Source organism: Ramlibacter sp. GS1-15, assembly GCF_057785015.1.
Window position 1 is genome coordinate 3,569,440 of sequence record NZ_JBYNTU010000001.1, and the last position, 13,525, is coordinate 3,582,964.

Here is a 13,525-nt window from a genome sequence, read left to right on the forward strand (position 1 = left end):
CTATAGCGCGAACTCGTAATCCACCGTGATCGGCGCGTGGTCCGAAAAGCGCTCGGTCCGGTAGATCGATTCACTGCGGGCGAGCTGCGCGATCGCCGGTGTCGCGAGGTGGTAGTCCAGCCGCCAGCCCACGTTCTTCGCGTAGGCCTGGCCGCGGTTGCTCCACCACGTGTAGCACTCCTCCGTCGTCTCGGGTTTCAGGTGCCGGTAAACGTCAACCAGTCCGGTTTCCGATAACAGTTTTGTCATCCACGCCCGCTCCTCGGGCAGGAAGCCGCTGTTCTTGCGGTTGCCCTTCCAGTTCTTCAGGTCCTTCTCCTGGTGGGCAATGTTGACGTCGCCGCACAGCACGAACTCGCGCGTCTGCTTCAGCTTCACCAGGTGCGGATCGAACTGGTCGAGGAAGCGGAACTTCGCCTGCTGGCGGTCCTCGCCCGAGGACCCGCTCGGGAAGTAGCAGCTGATGAGGGAGAACTTGCGCTGGGGCGTGTCGAAACGCAATTCGACGTAGCGCCCCTCGGCATCGAATTCGTCGGAGCCGAAGCCGACGATCACGTCGCTCGGCGCGTGCCGGGTGTAGACCGCGACGCCCGAATAGCCTTTCTTCTGCGCGAAATGGAAGTGGCCCTGCAGGCCGGCCAGCGCCTCGAAACGGCCCTCGACATCGGGCGCCTGAGCCTTGACTTCCTGCACACAAATACAATCCGGCCTGGATTTTGCAATCCAGGCCTCGACTCCCTTGCTGGCCGCCGACCGGATGCCATTCAGGTTGAGACTGGTCAGTTTGAAGAAGGACTTGCCCATGGGGATCGGTGATGGGGGCCGCGACGAGCTGGCCCAGGAGTTCGTTCAGTTTTCGATTGACGCCGGGGTGCTGCGCTTCGGCGAATTCACGACGAAGGCAGGCCGCCTGTCGCCGTATTTTTTCAATTCCGGCCTGTTCGACGACGGCGCCAAGCTCGGCCGGCTGGCGCAATTCTATGCACGCCGCATCCTCGCATCGGGCATCGAGTTCGACATGCTGTTCGGTCCCGCGTACAAGGGCATCGTGCTGGTGGCCGCCGTCGCCATCGAACTCGCCCGCCTGGGCCGCAACGTGCCCTACGCGCACAACCGCAAGGAAGCCAAGGCCCATGGCGAGGGCGGCACGCTGGTGGGCGCACCAGTGAAAGGGCGAGTGCTGATCATCGACGACGTCATCACCGACGGCGCCTCCAAACGCGAAGCACGCGACATCATCGCGGCCGCGGGCGGCTCGCCCGTCGGTGTCGCAATCGCCATCGACCGGCAGGAAAAGGCCACCGAGAAGGGTGCCGACGTCGACTACAGCGGCGTGCAGTACGTCGAGCGCCAACTGGGCCTGGCGGTCTGCTCGATCGCGCGGCTTTCGGATCTGCTCCAGTATCTCGAGCGGCACCGCGGCGACGCGCTGGGCCGCCACCACCAGCAGGTGCTCGCCTACCGCGAACGCTACGGCATCGACTAGGACTTGGGGAAAGGGACAACGTGCGCTGGTTCGGAACAATGGCGATCGCGGCCGGTCTCTGGGCCGCGCTCCTGCCCGGGGCCGGGGCCCAGGGCACCCAGGGCACCCAGGGCGTCCAGGGCATCTACACCTGCACCGATGCGAAAGGCCGGCGCCTCACGTCCGATCGCCCGATCTTCGAATGCATCGACCGCGAGCAGAGGCAGCTCAGCCCGGGCGGCCAGCTGGTGCGCAAGATCGGTCCATCGCTGACGGCGGAAGAGCGCGCGGCCGAAGAAGAAAAAGCGCGACGGGCCACCGAGGAAACCAACCGCCAGCTCGAAGAGAAGAAGCGCGACCGGGCGCTGCTCGCGCGCTATCCCGACAAGGCTACGCACGACAAGGAACGGGCGGCGGCGATCACCACCGTGGACGACGTGATCGCCACGGCCAACCAGCGCATCGCCGACCTGCACACCCAGCGCAGGAAGCTCGATGCCGAGCTCGAGTTCTACCGGGGAGACATGAAGAAGGCGCCGCCGCCACTGAAGCGCCAGTTCGAGGAAAACGACCACGAACTGGCGGCCCAGGCGCGCTTCGTCGCGAACCAGGACGAAGAGAAGAAGCGCATCAATGCGCGCTACGACGAGGAGCTGGCGCGCCTGAGGGAACTCTGGGCGAAGCGCGTCGTGCCGGTCACGGCCCGATCTTCTTCTTCAGCAGCTCGTTGACCTGCTGCGGGTTCGCCTTGCCGCGGCTGGCCTTCATCACCTGGCCGACCAGCGCGTTGAAGGCCTTCTCCTTGCCCGCCCGGTATTGAGCGACGTTGTCCGGGCTGGCGGCAACCACCTCGTCGATGATCTTCTCCAGCAGCCCGCTGTCGTTCATCTGCTTCAGCCCCTTGGCTTCGATCAGGGCATCCACGTCCGTGCCTTCACCGGTCCAGAGCGCATCGAAGACCTGCTTCGCGGCGTTGTTGGAAATCGTGCCGTCGCTGATGCGGCCAATGAGGGCGCCCAGCTGCCGCGCCGACACGGGCGGCGCCTCGATCGTGCCCTCGCCCGCGTTGATGCGGCGCGACAGTTCGCCCATCACCCAGTTGCTGGCGAGCTTGGGCTGCTTCGAGGCTTTCGCCGCCTCCTCGAAGTAGGCCGCCATGGCCTTGCTCGACGTGATCGTGGTCGCGTCGTACTCGGGCAGGCCATAGTCCGCGACGAAGCGCGCGGCCATCGTGCGCGGCAGCTCCGCCATCTGCGACTTCACGCGCTCGACCCATTCGGGCGCGACCACCAGCGGCGGCAGGTCGGGGTCCGGGAAGTAGCGGTAATCGGCCGCGTCTTCCTTCGTGCGCATCGCGCGCGTCTCGCCGGTGTCGGGATCGAACAGCACCGTCGCCTGCTCGATCGCGCGGCCCTCTTCCAGCTCGTCGATCTGCCACTGCACCTCGTAGTCGATCGCCTGCTGCATGAACTTGAAGCTGTTCAGGTTCTTGATCTCGCGGCGCGTGCCGAAAGGCTCGCCGGGCCGGCGCACCGAGACGTTGGCGTCGCAGCGGAAGGAGCCTTCCTGCATGTTGCCGTCGCAGATGCCGATCCAGGTGACGATCTTGTGCAGCTCCTTCGCGTAGGCCACGGCTTCGTCGGACGAGCGCATGTCGGGCTCGGTGACGATCTCCAGCAGCGGCGTGCCGGCGCGGTTGAGGTCGATGCCGGACATGCCGACGAAATCCTCGTGCAGCGACTTGCCCGCGTCCTCCTCGAGGTGGGCACGCACCAGGCGCACGGATTTCCTCTCGTCGCCGAGGTAGAACTCCACCACGCCGCCCTGCACCACCGGGATCTCATACTGGCTGATCTGGTAGCCCTTGGGCAGGTCGGGATAGAAGTAGTTCTTGCGCGCGAAAATGGATCGCGGTGCGATCTTCGCGTTGACGGCCAGGCCGAACTCGATCGCCCGTTCCACCGCGCCCCGGTTCATCACGGGCAGCGTGCCGGGCAGCGCGACGTCCACCGCACTGGCCTGCGTGTTGGGTTCGGCGCCGAACGCCGTCGGCGCGCGCGAAAAGATCTTCGACTGCGTGGACAGTTGCGTGTGGGTTTCGAAGCCGATCACGACTTCCCAGCCCCGGACCAGCCTGCTCATTGGAAGCCCTCCGGGCGACGCGCATGGAAGTCGGTCGCCTGCTGGAAGCGGTGCGCGGCGTTGAGCAATCTGCCTTCGCCGAAGTAGTTGCCGAGCAACTGCAGGCCCACGGGCATGCCGCCCTCGCCGAAGCCGCAGGGAATGCTCATGCCGGGCAGGCCCGCGAGCGAGCCGGGCAGCGTGAAGATGTCGGCCAGGTAATCGGCGAGCGGGTCGCTGCCGTGCTCGCCCAGGTGCCAGGCCACCGTCGGTGCGACCGGGCCGGCGATCACATCGCACTCCTTGAAGGCCTGCTGGAAATCGTCGGCGATCATGCGGCGGATCTTCTGCGCCTGCAGGTAATAAGCGTCGTAGTACCCGTGCGACAGCACGTAGGTGCCGACCATGATGCGGCGCTTCACCTCGTCGCCGAAGCCTTCGGCACGCGTCTTCTTGTACATGTCGAGCAGGTCGGTGTACTGCCTGGCGCGATGGCCGAACTTGACGCCGTCGAACCGCGAGAGGTTCGACGACGCTTCGGCCGGCGCGATGATGTAGTAGACGGGAATGGCGAGCTCGGTGCGCGGCAGCGAGACCTCGACGATCTTCGCGCCCAGCCTGGTGAACTCCTGGAGGGCCGTGTCGATCGCCGCGCGCACATCGGGCGACAGGCCTTCGCCGAAGAACTCCTTCGGCACACCGATGCGCAGGCCGTCGATCGAGCCGTTCAGCGACCGGGTGAAGTCCTCGGCCGGCAGGTCGAGCGAGGTCGAATCGCGATCCGGGTCGGGCCCGCACATCGCCGACAGCAGCAGCGCGCAGTCCTCGGCGGTGCGCGCCATCGGGCCGGCCTGGTCCAGCGACGAGGCGAAGGCAATCATCCCGTAGCGCGAGGCGCGCCCGTAGGTCGGCTTGATGCCGCTGATGCCGCAGAACGAGGCCGGCTGGCGGATCGAGCCACCGGTGTCGGTGCCCGTGACCGCAGGGGCCAGGCCTGCCGCGACCGCCACGGCGCTGCCGCCCGACGAGCCGCCGGGGATGCGTGAGGTGTCCCACGGGTTCTTCACCGGCTGGAACGCGGAGTTCTCGTTGGACGAGCCCATGGCGAATTCGTCGCAGTTCAACTTGCCCAGCGTCACGCAGCCGGCTTGCGCCAGCTTCGCCACCACGGTCGCGTCGAAGGGCGAGCGGTAGCCCGCCAGCATGTTCGAGCCGGCGGTGCTGGGGAAATCCCGGGTGACGAAGATGTCCTTGTGGGCGATCGGCACGCCCGCAAGGGCCGGGGCGTCGCCCTTCGCGATGCGCGCGTCCATCGCGCGGGCCTGGGCCAGCGTCACGCCTTCGTCGCGGGCGAGGTAGGCGCCCAGCGCATCGTGCTGCTTTCCGCGGGCGAGGAAATGCTGCGCCGCTTCCACGGCCGAGACCTTCTTCGCCCGCAATCCGGCGGCCAGCTGGGCCACCGTCAGTTCGTGCAATGCCGCGGTCATTCGATCACCTTGGGCACGAGGAACAGGCCGCGCTCGACGGCGGGCGCGCTCTGCTGGTTCGCCTCGCGCTGGTTGCCCTCGCTCACGACGTCCTCGCGCAGGCGCAGCTGCACGTCCTGCACCGCGGCCACGGGATGGGCCAGCGGCTCGATGCCGGTCGTGTCGACGGCACGCATCTTCTCGACGATCGCGAAGAAGCCGTTGATCTGCGAGAGCATGCGTTCACCCTCTTCGGGATCGAGTTCCAGACGCGCGAGATGGGCAATCCGCGCGATGTCTTGCGAGTTCAGCGCCATGGGAGGTGTAACGGGGAAAAAACAGGCCCGCCGGGGCCGGTTGTCCACAGGGGATCAGGTATTATCCCGCCTTTGCTGGAACGGCCGCGCTAGCGGCCGATTTCACAGAGGAAAAGAGGAATTTCTCAATGTTCGGAGCATTCCGGCGGTACATCTCGACCGACCTGGCGATTGACCTGGGCACGGCCAACACCCTGATCTTCGTGCGGGACAAGGGCATCGTCCTGGACGAGCCCTCGGTGGTCGCGATCCGGCACGAGGGCGGCCCCCAGGGCAAGAAGACCATCCAGGCCGTCGGCCATGAAGCCAAGGCCATGCTGGGCAAGGTGCCGGGCAACATCGAGGCGATCCGCCCGATGAAGGACGGCGTGATCGCCGACTTCACCGTCACCGAGCAGATGCTCAAGCAGTTCATCAAGATGGTCCACCCGCGGTCCATGATGAGGCCCAGCCCGCGCATCATCATCTGCGTGCCCTGCGGCTCGACGCAGGTCGAGCGCCGGGCCATCCGCGAGTCGGCGCTGGGCGCCGGCGCTTCCGAGGTGTACCTGATCGAGGAACCCATGGCCGCGGCCATCGGTGCCGGCCTGCCGGTGTCGGAAGCCAGCGGTTCGATGGTGGTGGACATCGGCGGCGGCACCACCGAAGTCGGCGTGATCTCGCTCGGCGGCATGGTCTACAAGGGCAGCGTTCGCGTCGGCGGCGACAAGTTCGACGAGGCGATCATCAGCTACATCCGCCGCAACTACGGCATGCTGATCGGCGAGCCCACGGCCGAGGGAATCAAGAAGACCATCGGCTCGGCCTTCCCGGGCAGCGAGGTCAGGGAGATCGAGGTCAAGGGCCGCAACCTCTCCGAAGGCGTGCCGCGCTCGTTCACGATCTCCTCCAACGAAATCCTGGAAGCCCTGACGGACCCGCTGAACAACATCGTCTCGGCGGTGAAGAACGCGCTGGAATCCACGCCGCCCGAACTGGGCGCCGACATCGCCGAGCGCGGAATGATGCTCACCGGTGGCGGCGCGCTGCTGCGCGACCTCGACCGCCTGCTGGCCGAAGAGACAGGCCTGCCGGTGCTGGTCGCCGAAGATCCGCTGACCTGCGTCGTGCGCGGCTGCGGCATCGCGCTGGAGCGGATGGAGCGCCTCGGTTCGATCTTCACGAGCGAGTAAGCAAGCCGCACAATGCGGCTTGCAGTATCTGCCGCTGACCCATGCCTCTCGGCACCCTCGACCGGACCCCGCCGCCCTTCTTCAAGCAGGGCCCCTCGGCCCTGTCCAAGCTGATGGTCTTTTCGGCCATCGCCCTCTTCCTGATGGTCGCCGACACGCGCTTCAAGGTATCGCAGCCGCTGCGCGCCGGCGTCGCCACCGTGCTGTACCCGATGCAATGGCTCGCGTTGAGGCCGGTGCTCGCCGTGCGCTTCACCGGCGAATACTTCGAGTCGCTGGCCACGGCCCAGGCGAACGAGGAGCAGGCGCGCCGCAAGCTCGCCCTGCAGTCCGAGCGGGCCAACCAGGTCGAACAGCTGCTGCTCGAGAACAAGCGCCTGCGCGAACTGCTGCAGCTGCGCCAGCGCGTGAACGCGCCGGGCACGGCGGCCGAAGTGCTGTACGACGCGGCGGACCCGTTCTCGCGCAAGGTGATCATCGACAAGGGCATGACGCAGGGCCTCGAGGCCGGCTCGCCGGTGATCGATGAATCGGGCGTGCTGGGCCAGGTCACGCGCGTGATGCCGCTGGTCTCCGAAGTCACGCTGATCACCGACCGCGATCACGCGATCCCCGTGCTGAACTCGCGCACCGGCGCGCGCAGCGTCGCGTACGGGGACCCGAAGTCGGGCGACGGCTCGCTCGAACTGCGTTTCATGGCCGGCAACGCCGACGTGCAGCCGGGCGACCTGCTCACGACCAGCGGCGTCGATGGGGTGTACCCGCCCGGCCTGCCGGTCGCGAAGGTCGTGAAGGTCGAGCGGCGCGGCGACGCGGGCTTCGCGCGCATCAGCCTGGCGCCTGCGGCGGCCGTCGACGGCGCCCGGCACGTGATGGTGCTGGGCGGCATCGCGCAGCAGCTGCCGCCGCGGCCCGCGCCGGAAGATGCGCCTGCGGCCGCCGCGAAGAAGCCGGCCCCCGCGAAGAAGGCGGCTGCGCCATGATCATGCGCCCCGGCCAGCCGCTGCTGCTGCCCGCCAGCCCCACCTTCATCTGGGGTTCCCTGCTCGTCGCGCTCCTGATCAACATGTTGCCGATCGGCCGCACGCCGTGGATGCCCGATCTGCTCGCGCTCACGCTGGTCTTCTGGGCCGTGCACCAGCCCTTGCGCGTGGGCGTCGGCGCGGCCTTCATGTTCGGCCTGGCGATGGATGTGCACCAGGCCTCGCTGCTGGGGCAGCACGCGCTCGCCTACACGGCCCTGTCGTATTTCGCGATCACGATCCACCGCCGCCTGCTGTGGTTCACGGTGCCTTCGCAGGCGGTGCAGGTCTTCCCGCTGTTCGCGGCGGCGCATGCGATCTCGCTGGTGATCCGCATGATCTCGGGCGGCATCTTCCCGGGCTGGGACATCGTGCTCGCACCGGTGCTGGAGGCCGTGCTGTGGCCCGTCGCCAGCATCGTGCTGCTCGCGCCCCAGCGCCGCGCCCCCGACCCGGACGAGAACCGTCCGCTCTAGCTCTGGTGCGATGACCGAACTGCGCAATGTCGAAGCGGACCTCTCGCGGTTTCGCCTGCGCGTGTTCGCCGCCAGCCTGGTGGTGGTGCTGTGCTTCATCCTGCTCGGGCTGCGCCTGGCCTACCTGCAGATCTGGCGACATGCCGACCTGATGGAGCAGGCCGAGAACAACCGCACGGCGATCGTGCCGATCGTGCCGAACCGCGGCCTGATCCTGGACCGCAACGGCATCGTGCTGGCGACCAACTACTCGGCCTACACGCTGGAAATCCAGCCGCAGCGCCTGAACGCGCCACTGGACAAGGTGATCGACGACCTCGGCAAGGTGATCGAGGTCTCGGCGCGCGACAGGCGACGCTTCAAGAAGCTGCTGGAAGAAAACAAGACGGTCGAATCGCTGCCGATCCGCACCAAGCTCACCGACGAAGAGGTCGCCAAGTTCGCCGCCAACAGCTGGCATTTTCCCGGCGTGGAAATCAAGGCGCGCCTGTTCCGCAACTATCCCTGGGGCGAGCTCGCGAGCCACCTGATCGGCTACATCGGCCGCGTGAACCAGGCCGAGAAGAGCGCGATGGAAGACTGGCCGGAGGCGCAGCAGGCCAACTACCGCGGCACCGAATACATCGGCAAGCTGGGCATCGAGCAGAGCTACGAGGAGCAGTTGCACGGCACCACCGGCGTCGAGGCCGTGGAGACCTCCGCGGGCGGCCGCGCGATCCGCAAGCTGCACAGCCACCCGCCCACCCCGGGCAACACGGTGCGGCTGTCGGTCGACATCAAGCTGCAGCGGCTGGTCGAGGACCTGTACGGCGACCGCCGCGGCGCCTTCGTCGCGATCGACCCGAAGACCGGGGAGATCCTCGCCTTCGTCTCCAAGCCGACGTTCGATCCGAACCTGTTCGTCGACGGCATCGACAGCGAGAACTGGACGCAGCTCAACGAATCGATCGACAAGCCGCTGCTGAATCGCGCGCTGCGCGGCACCTACCCGCCCGGCTCCACGTACAAGCCCTACATGGCGCTGGCGGCGCTCGAAGAAGGCAAGCGCCGGCCGGAGCAGGTGTACAACGACCCTGGCTTCTTCTGGTTCGGCGGGCACAAGTTCCGCGACGACAAGGAAGGCGGCCACGGCGCCGTGGACATGTACCGCTCCATCGTGCAGTCGTGCGACACCTACTACTACATCCTCGCCAACGACCTGGGCGTGGACACGATCTACGAGCACATGCACCGGTTCGGCTTCGGCGACATCACCGGCATCGACATCCAGGGCGAGGCCAAGGGCCTGCTGCCCTCCACGGCGTGGAAGCGCGCCGCCTACACGCGCAACCCCGCCAACCAGAAGTGGTTCGCCGGCGAGACGATCTCGCTGGGCATCGGCCAGGGCTACAACAGTTTCACCATCCTGCAGATCGCCTCGGCGATGGGCACGCTGGCCAACGACGGCGTCAAGATGAAGCCGCACCTGGTGCGCCAGGTCGAGGACGTGGTCACCAAGAAACCCGTGCTGTCGGCCGCGCAGCAATCGATGGGCGAGCGCATCGCGAAACCCGAGAACATCGCGATCGTGCGCAAGGCGATGGAAGGCGTGAACATCGAGGGCACGTCGGCCGCGGCGTTTCGCGGCGCCGCCTACACGAGCGGCGGCAAGACCGGCACGGCGCAGGTCGTGACGATCGCGCAGAACGCGAAGTACAAGGCCTCGGAGATGGACGAGCGCCATCGCGACCACGCGCTCTATATCGCGTATGCGCCGGCCGACGACCCGAAGATCGCCATCGGGATGATCGTGGAGAACGTCGGCTTCGGCGCGCAGAACGCCGCGCCGATCGCGCGCCGCGCCTTCGACTACTACCTGCAGGGCCTGTACCCGAGCGACGAGGACATCGCCGCCGTGCGCAAGGGCCAGGCCACCACGCCGATCGGCAAGCCGCGCCCCGCCGCCGAATTCGCCTGGCCGCCGACCACCGGCACCACGCCGGCCGCGGCGAGCGTCGGTGCGGCGTCGGCGGCGGCTTCGCCTTAGGGTGTCATTGCGGGCTTGACCCGCAATCCAGTGTCTTCTGTGTTTGTTTGAACCCCGCGGTGGCTCGCATCGCGTCGAGCGGCAGCACCGGAATTCAGGTGTTATCCGGCGCTAATGCTGCCGCCGCCAGCGCGGAAACACGATCCACAGCGCCGCGAACACCAGCGCGCAAACCCCACCCAGCACCACGCTGGTCGGCACGCTCTCGCTCACCACGTAGGTGACCAGCCCGACGTCGATCGAGATCGCCGCGAAGAGCGGGATCATCGCGGCGCCGATGAACGCCGAACTGATGTCGAGCAGGCGCCGCGACACCTTGCCGTGGTCGTTCTGCCGGTGGAAGGCCGCGGGCGTCATGGCGAGCGCGCACGACAGCGCCACGAGCACCAGCGCCGCCAGATGCAGCCACTGGCCCCAGGCGTCGAACACTTCGGTGAAACGCTCCGTGAAGGCCGCGACCAGCTGGAAGCCGAACAGCGCCTGGATGCCGGGCAGCACCATGCGCGCTTCGTCGAGCGCGTAGGTCACTGCGTCGTCGAGCTTGACGGTCTGTTCCTGCTCACCATCCATGCCCTCATGCTGGCGCGCACGAGCCAGCGCGTGCGTAGGACGAGTGCGCCAGCAGCCAGCCGCCGACCTCCTGGGGCATGCGCCGCACATGGCCGGGCAGGTGGCCGTCGGGAAAGCCGACATGGCCGCCGTGTTTCGGCTGCCACAGCGTGACGCAGGGCCCGACTTCATCCTTGCGCGGCAGGCTCGCGGCCGGCACGAACGGGTCGTTGCGCGCGTTCAGCACGAGCGCCGGGATGCGGATGCGATGCAGGTGGGGCTTGGCCGAAGCGCGCGCGTAGTAATCGTCGGCATCGGCGAAGCCATGCAGCGGCGCGGTGAAGACGTCGTCGAATTCGTGGAGGTCGCGCGCCGCGGCGAGCCTGGCGGCGTCGAACAGGCCGGGGTGCTGCTTCAGCTTTTCCATGGCCTTCGGCTTCATGGTGCGCAGGAACATCGTCGTGTACACGAGCCGGTTGAAGCCGCGCCCGATCGCGACCGAGCCGGCCTTGAGGTCGACGGGCGAACACACGGCCGCGACGGCGTCGACGAATTGCGAAGCCGACGCACCCGCCTCGCCCGCCCATCGCAGCAGCGCATTGCCTCCGAGCGACACGCCGACGGCGACGATGGGCCCCCGGTGCGATGCCCGCAGGCGCGCCAGCATCCAGCCGATCTCCTCGTGGTCGCCCGAGTGGTAGGCGCGGGGGCCGATGTTCAGCTCGCCGCCGCAGCCCCGGAAGTGCGGGATGACGAACGACAGGCCGCGTTCGGCGCAGAAGTCGGCGAAGGCTTCGGCGTAGTGGCTGCGGGAAGAGCCTTCGAGGCCATGGAACAGCACGAGGAGCGTGTCCCCGCCCCCACCCACCAGCCAGTCCACGTCGACGAAATCCTCGTCCGGCGTGTCCCAGCGCTCGCGCCGGTACTGCGGGTGCGCGCCGAACACACGGCGCGAGTACAGGGCCGGCCAGATCGTCTGCAGGTTGCCGCCGGGCAGCCACCGCGGCGCTCTGTAGTCGCGCACTTCAGTGCAGGATTTGCGGCGAGCCGGAGACTTCCTGGATCTCGCTCGGCGTGCCGGGGCTCGCGTGGTGCGCCACCATGCGCCAGCCCTGCGCGGTCTTGTGGTACACGTTGGTGGCGATCACCCACGCCTGCGCCGGGCCCTCGGGGCCGAGCACCTCGACGCGCTCGAGCACGTTGTGCACGCAGCTGGCCAGCGCCTGGGTCTTGCGCGCCTGCTGCGGCCAGGCGCGGATGCTGCCGTTGGCGAACATGGCCTCGAAAGTCGCACGGATGGCCACGGCGCCGACCACGCGCGGGCCGCCCGGGTGGATGCACACGACCTCGTCCTCGTCGGCCCAGCACGCCATCAGCTTGTCGATGTCGCCGCTCTGCAGCGCGTCGTAGAAAGCGGCTTCGATTTCGTCGGCGTCGCCGTCGAGGTTCGCGGCCTGGAGCTTGCTTTTCTTGGGCGGCATGGGAAGGAAGGGGTCGCCCGCGATTTTGCCATTCACGCGACGAGCCACCTGGCGACGGCCGCGCGCACGTCGCCCTGCGCCGCCTGCCACACCGTCTCGGGCGCGGCGACGTGGATACCCGGCGGTGCGAGCTGCAGCGCGTGCGCGACGAACTCGGCCACCTTCACCGCGCGTACCGGCTGCTCGTGGGTGGGCACCATGTACTTCAGCGCACTGAGCATCCAGTTGGCCAGGCCCACGAGCAGGTGGCCGCCTGGCGGCGACGGCGGCTTCTGCGGCGTGCGCACGATCAACAGGCGCTCGAAGCCGAGCGCCGCGACGGCGTGCTCGTCGATGCCCGCGAGCCCGCGCTTCAGCGCCTCCGGCAACCGCATCTGCGTGTGCGGCATCACGATGGCCAGCGTGCGCACGCCGCCGGCTCGCAGCCACCTCGCCAGCGGCGGCAGGTCCTCGGGTCGCGGCGCCCACAGCGCGCGCTCGCGCTGGTAGAAAAGGCGCGGTGGATCGAACATCACCACGGCGGTGTCGGCGGACAGCGGCGGCCAGTGCCGCGGATCGTCGCCCGCGACCACGAACGCCTGCACGCTGCGCAGCCCCGCCGTGATCGGCTCGCGCGCCAGCACCTGCGCCTGCCCGAACGCTTGCAGCCCCACCAGTCGCCGCAGCACCTCGTTGCCCAGCGCGCCGGTGGCGCCTGCGATCACCAGGCGGGCTTGAATCGGCAATGAGGACACCCATCTATGCTACCGTTCGCGCACCTGATGAAAGGGATGGACGTGATGAAGCGCTGGTTCCTGATCCTCGTCGCCGCCTTGTCGCTGTCGGGCTGCGGCTACAACCAATTCCAGAGTCTCGACGAGCAGACCAAGGCCGCCTGGAGCGAGGTGCTGAACCAGTACCAGCGCCGCGCCGACCTCGTGCCCAATCTGGTGGCGACGGTCAAGGGCGAGGCCGGCTTCGAGCAGGACACGCTGACGAAAGTGGTGGAAGCGCGCGCGAAGGCGACGTCGATCCAGGTGTCGCCCGACATGCTGAGCGACCCGCAGAAGATGCAGCAGTTCCAGCAGGCGCAGGCCCAGCTCTCCGGCGCGCTCGGCCGCCTGATCGCGGTCTCGGAAGCGTATCCGACGCTGCAGTCGAACCAGTCCTTCCGCGACCTGCGCGTGCAGCTCGAGGGCACGGAGAACCGGATCACGGTCGCGCGCAACCGCTATATCCAGACGGTGCAGCAGTACAACGTGCTCGCCCGCAGCTTCCCCACCAATCTCACCGCGATGGTCTTCGGCTACAAGCCCAAGGCGAGCTTCACGGTGGAGAACGAGGCGCAGGTGAGCAAGCCGCCGCAGGTGGATTTCGGCACGAAGAAGTAGACAGCCGGACAGCCGAACGCAGGACACGCCAAGGCGCGCAAAGGTCGCAAAAGGGAAATT

Annotated in this window: 15 protein-coding genes; 7 read left to right on the forward strand and 8 right to left on the reverse strand. The window is 67.7% G+C overall.

Annotation, left to right across the window (positions count from 1 at the left end):
• Complete coding sequence (locus AC3EF3_RS17865; RefSeq protein WP_488533493.1) at positions 1 to 804, reverse strand: exodeoxyribonuclease III; 804 nt, start codon at positions 802 to 804, stop codon at positions 1 to 3.
• Between AC3EF3_RS17865 and pyrE the strand changes: the two genes are divergently transcribed.
• Both pyrE and AC3EF3_RS17875 read left to right on the forward strand, forming a co-directional pair.
• Positions 803 to 1,486: an orotate phosphoribosyltransferase gene (pyrE, locus tag AC3EF3_RS17870; protein WP_488533494.1), complete on the forward strand. Its 684-nt coding sequence runs from the start codon at positions 803 to 805 to the stop codon at positions 1,484 to 1,486. The two genes, AC3EF3_RS17865 and pyrE, sit on opposite strands and share 2 nt — an antisense overlap.
• Positions 1,487 to 1,524: 38 nt before the next feature.
• Positions 1,525 to 2,196 (forward strand): DUF4124 domain-containing protein, encoded by a 672-nt coding sequence (locus AC3EF3_RS17875; protein ID WP_488533495.1) that lies wholly within the window; start codon positions 1,525 to 1,527, stop codon positions 2,194 to 2,196.
• Here the strand turns inward: AC3EF3_RS17875 and gatB are convergent.
• Genes gatB through gatC form a run of 3 tightly spaced genes read right to left on the reverse strand, consistent with a single transcriptional unit; the run spans position 2,162 to position 5,369 of the window.
• Complete coding sequence (gene gatB, locus AC3EF3_RS17880) at positions 2,162 to 3,607, reverse strand: Asp-tRNA(Asn)/Glu-tRNA(Gln) amidotransferase subunit GatB (protein ID WP_488533496.1); 1,446 nt, start codon at positions 3,605 to 3,607, stop codon at positions 2,162 to 2,164. The two genes, AC3EF3_RS17875 and gatB, sit on opposite strands and share 35 nt — an antisense overlap.
• A complete protein-coding gene (gatA, locus tag AC3EF3_RS17885) occupies positions 3,604 to 5,073 on the reverse strand; it encodes an Asp-tRNA(Asn)/Glu-tRNA(Gln) amidotransferase subunit GatA (protein WP_488533497.1) in 1,470 nt (489 codons plus the stop codon). Before gatA ends, gatB begins: the two co-directional genes overlap by 4 nt.
• Positions 5,070 to 5,369, reverse strand: a complete 300-nt coding sequence (gene gatC / locus AC3EF3_RS17890; RefSeq protein WP_488533498.1) for an Asp-tRNA(Asn)/Glu-tRNA(Gln) amidotransferase subunit GatC — start codon at positions 5,367 to 5,369, stop codon at positions 5,070 to 5,072. Before gatC ends, gatA begins: the two co-directional genes overlap by 4 nt.
• Positions 5,370 to 5,497: 128 nt before the next feature.
• Here gatC and AC3EF3_RS17895 point away from each other — a divergent pair, with 128 nt between their 5' ends.
• Genes AC3EF3_RS17895 through mrdA form a run of 4 tightly spaced genes read left to right on the forward strand, consistent with a single transcriptional unit; the run spans position 5,498 to position 10,065 of the window.
• The gene (locus AC3EF3_RS17895) at positions 5,498 to 6,541 is read left to right on the forward strand and encodes a rod shape-determining protein (RefSeq protein WP_488533499.1); all 1,044 of its coding nucleotides are present in this window, start codon (positions 5,498 to 5,500) and stop codon (positions 6,539 to 6,541) included.
• 41 nt (positions 6,542 to 6,582) lie between these two features.
• Positions 6,583 to 7,524, forward strand: a complete 942-nt coding sequence (gene mreC, locus AC3EF3_RS17900; RefSeq protein ID WP_488533500.1) for a rod shape-determining protein MreC — start codon at positions 6,583 to 6,585, stop codon at positions 7,522 to 7,524.
• The gene (mreD, locus tag AC3EF3_RS17905) at positions 7,521 to 8,039 is read left to right on the forward strand and encodes a rod shape-determining protein MreD (RefSeq protein WP_488533501.1); all 519 of its coding nucleotides are present in this window, start codon (positions 7,521 to 7,523) and stop codon (positions 8,037 to 8,039) included. The genes mreC and mreD overlap by 4 nt, the downstream gene beginning before the upstream one ends.
• Before the next feature lie 10 nt (positions 8,040 to 8,049).
• Entirely contained in the window at positions 8,050 to 10,065 is a 2,016-nt protein-coding gene (gene mrdA / locus AC3EF3_RS17910) for a penicillin-binding protein 2 (protein ID WP_488533502.1), read from the forward strand.
• A gap of 111 nt (positions 10,066 to 10,176) precedes the next feature.
• Here the strand turns inward: mrdA and AC3EF3_RS17915 are convergent, their stop codons facing one another.
• The 4 genes from AC3EF3_RS17915 to AC3EF3_RS17930 are packed head-to-tail and all read right to left on the reverse strand — an operon-like array spanning position 10,177 to position 12,829.
• Positions 10,177 to 10,635, reverse strand: a complete 459-nt coding sequence (locus AC3EF3_RS17915) for a DUF6328 family protein (protein ID WP_488533503.1) — start codon at positions 10,633 to 10,635, stop codon at positions 10,177 to 10,179.
• A gap of 4 nt (positions 10,636 to 10,639) precedes the next feature.
• Positions 10,640 to 11,638 (reverse strand): YheT family hydrolase, encoded by a 999-nt coding sequence (locus tag AC3EF3_RS17920; RefSeq protein WP_488533504.1) that lies wholly within the window; start codon positions 11,636 to 11,638, stop codon positions 10,640 to 10,642.
• A 1-nt stretch (position 11,639) separates the two neighbouring features.
• A complete protein-coding gene (locus AC3EF3_RS17925) occupies positions 11,640 to 12,095 on the reverse strand; it encodes a YybH family protein (protein ID WP_488533505.1) in 456 nt (151 codons plus the stop codon).
• A 32-nt stretch (positions 12,096 to 12,127) separates the two neighbouring features.
• The gene (locus AC3EF3_RS17930) at positions 12,128 to 12,829 is read right to left on the reverse strand and encodes a Rossmann-fold NAD(P)-binding domain-containing protein (RefSeq protein ID WP_488533506.1); all 702 of its coding nucleotides are present in this window, start codon (positions 12,827 to 12,829) and stop codon (positions 12,128 to 12,130) included.
• Between the two features lie 36 nt (positions 12,830 to 12,865).
• On the opposite strand from AC3EF3_RS17930, the gene AC3EF3_RS17935 reads away from it, so the two are divergent.
• A complete protein-coding gene (locus AC3EF3_RS17935) occupies positions 12,866 to 13,465 on the forward strand; it encodes a LemA family protein (protein WP_488533822.1) in 600 nt (199 codons plus the stop codon).
• Positions 13,466 to 13,525: the final 60 nt, after the last annotated feature.

Coding starts and splice junctions, on each gene's coding strand:
- pyrE (WP_488533494.1), top strand. CDS start 803: ATGGGGATCGGTGATGGGGGCCGCGACGAGCTGGCCCAGGAGTTCGTT.
- AC3EF3_RS17865 (WP_488533493.1), bottom strand. CDS start 804: ATGGGCAAGTCCTTCTTCAAACTGACCAGTCTCAACCTGAATGGCATC.
- AC3EF3_RS17875 (WP_488533495.1), top strand. CDS start 1,525: ATGGCGATCGCGGCCGGTCTCTGGGCCGCGCTCCTGCCCGGGGCCGGG.
- gatB (WP_488533496.1), bottom strand. CDS start 3,607: ATGAGCAGGCTGGTCCGGGGCTGGGAAGTCGTGATCGGCTTCGAAACC.
- gatA (WP_488533497.1), bottom strand. CDS start 5,073: ATGACCGCGGCATTGCACGAACTGACGGTGGCCCAGCTGGCCGCCGGA.
- gatC (WP_488533498.1), bottom strand. CDS start 5,369: ATGGCGCTGAACTCGCAAGACATCGCGCGGATTGCCCATCTCGCGCGT.
- AC3EF3_RS17895 (WP_488533499.1), top strand. CDS start 5,498: ATGTTCGGAGCATTCCGGCGGTACATCTCGACCGACCTGGCGATTGAC.
- mreC (WP_488533500.1), top strand. CDS start 6,583: ATGCCTCTCGGCACCCTCGACCGGACCCCGCCGCCCTTCTTCAAGCAG.
- mreD (WP_488533501.1), top strand. CDS start 7,521: ATGATCATGCGCCCCGGCCAGCCGCTGCTGCTGCCCGCCAGCCCCACC.
- mrdA (WP_488533502.1), top strand. CDS start 8,050: ATGACCGAACTGCGCAATGTCGAAGCGGACCTCTCGCGGTTTCGCCTG.
- AC3EF3_RS17915 (WP_488533503.1), bottom strand. CDS start 10,635: ATGGATGGTGAGCAGGAACAGACCGTCAAGCTCGACGACGCAGTGACC.
- AC3EF3_RS17925 (WP_488533505.1), bottom strand. CDS start 12,095: ATGCCGCCCAAGAAAAGCAAGCTCCAGGCCGCGAACCTCGACGGCGAC.
- AC3EF3_RS17935 (WP_488533822.1), top strand. CDS start 12,866: ATGGACGTGATGAAGCGCTGGTTCCTGATCCTCGTCGCCGCCTTGTCG.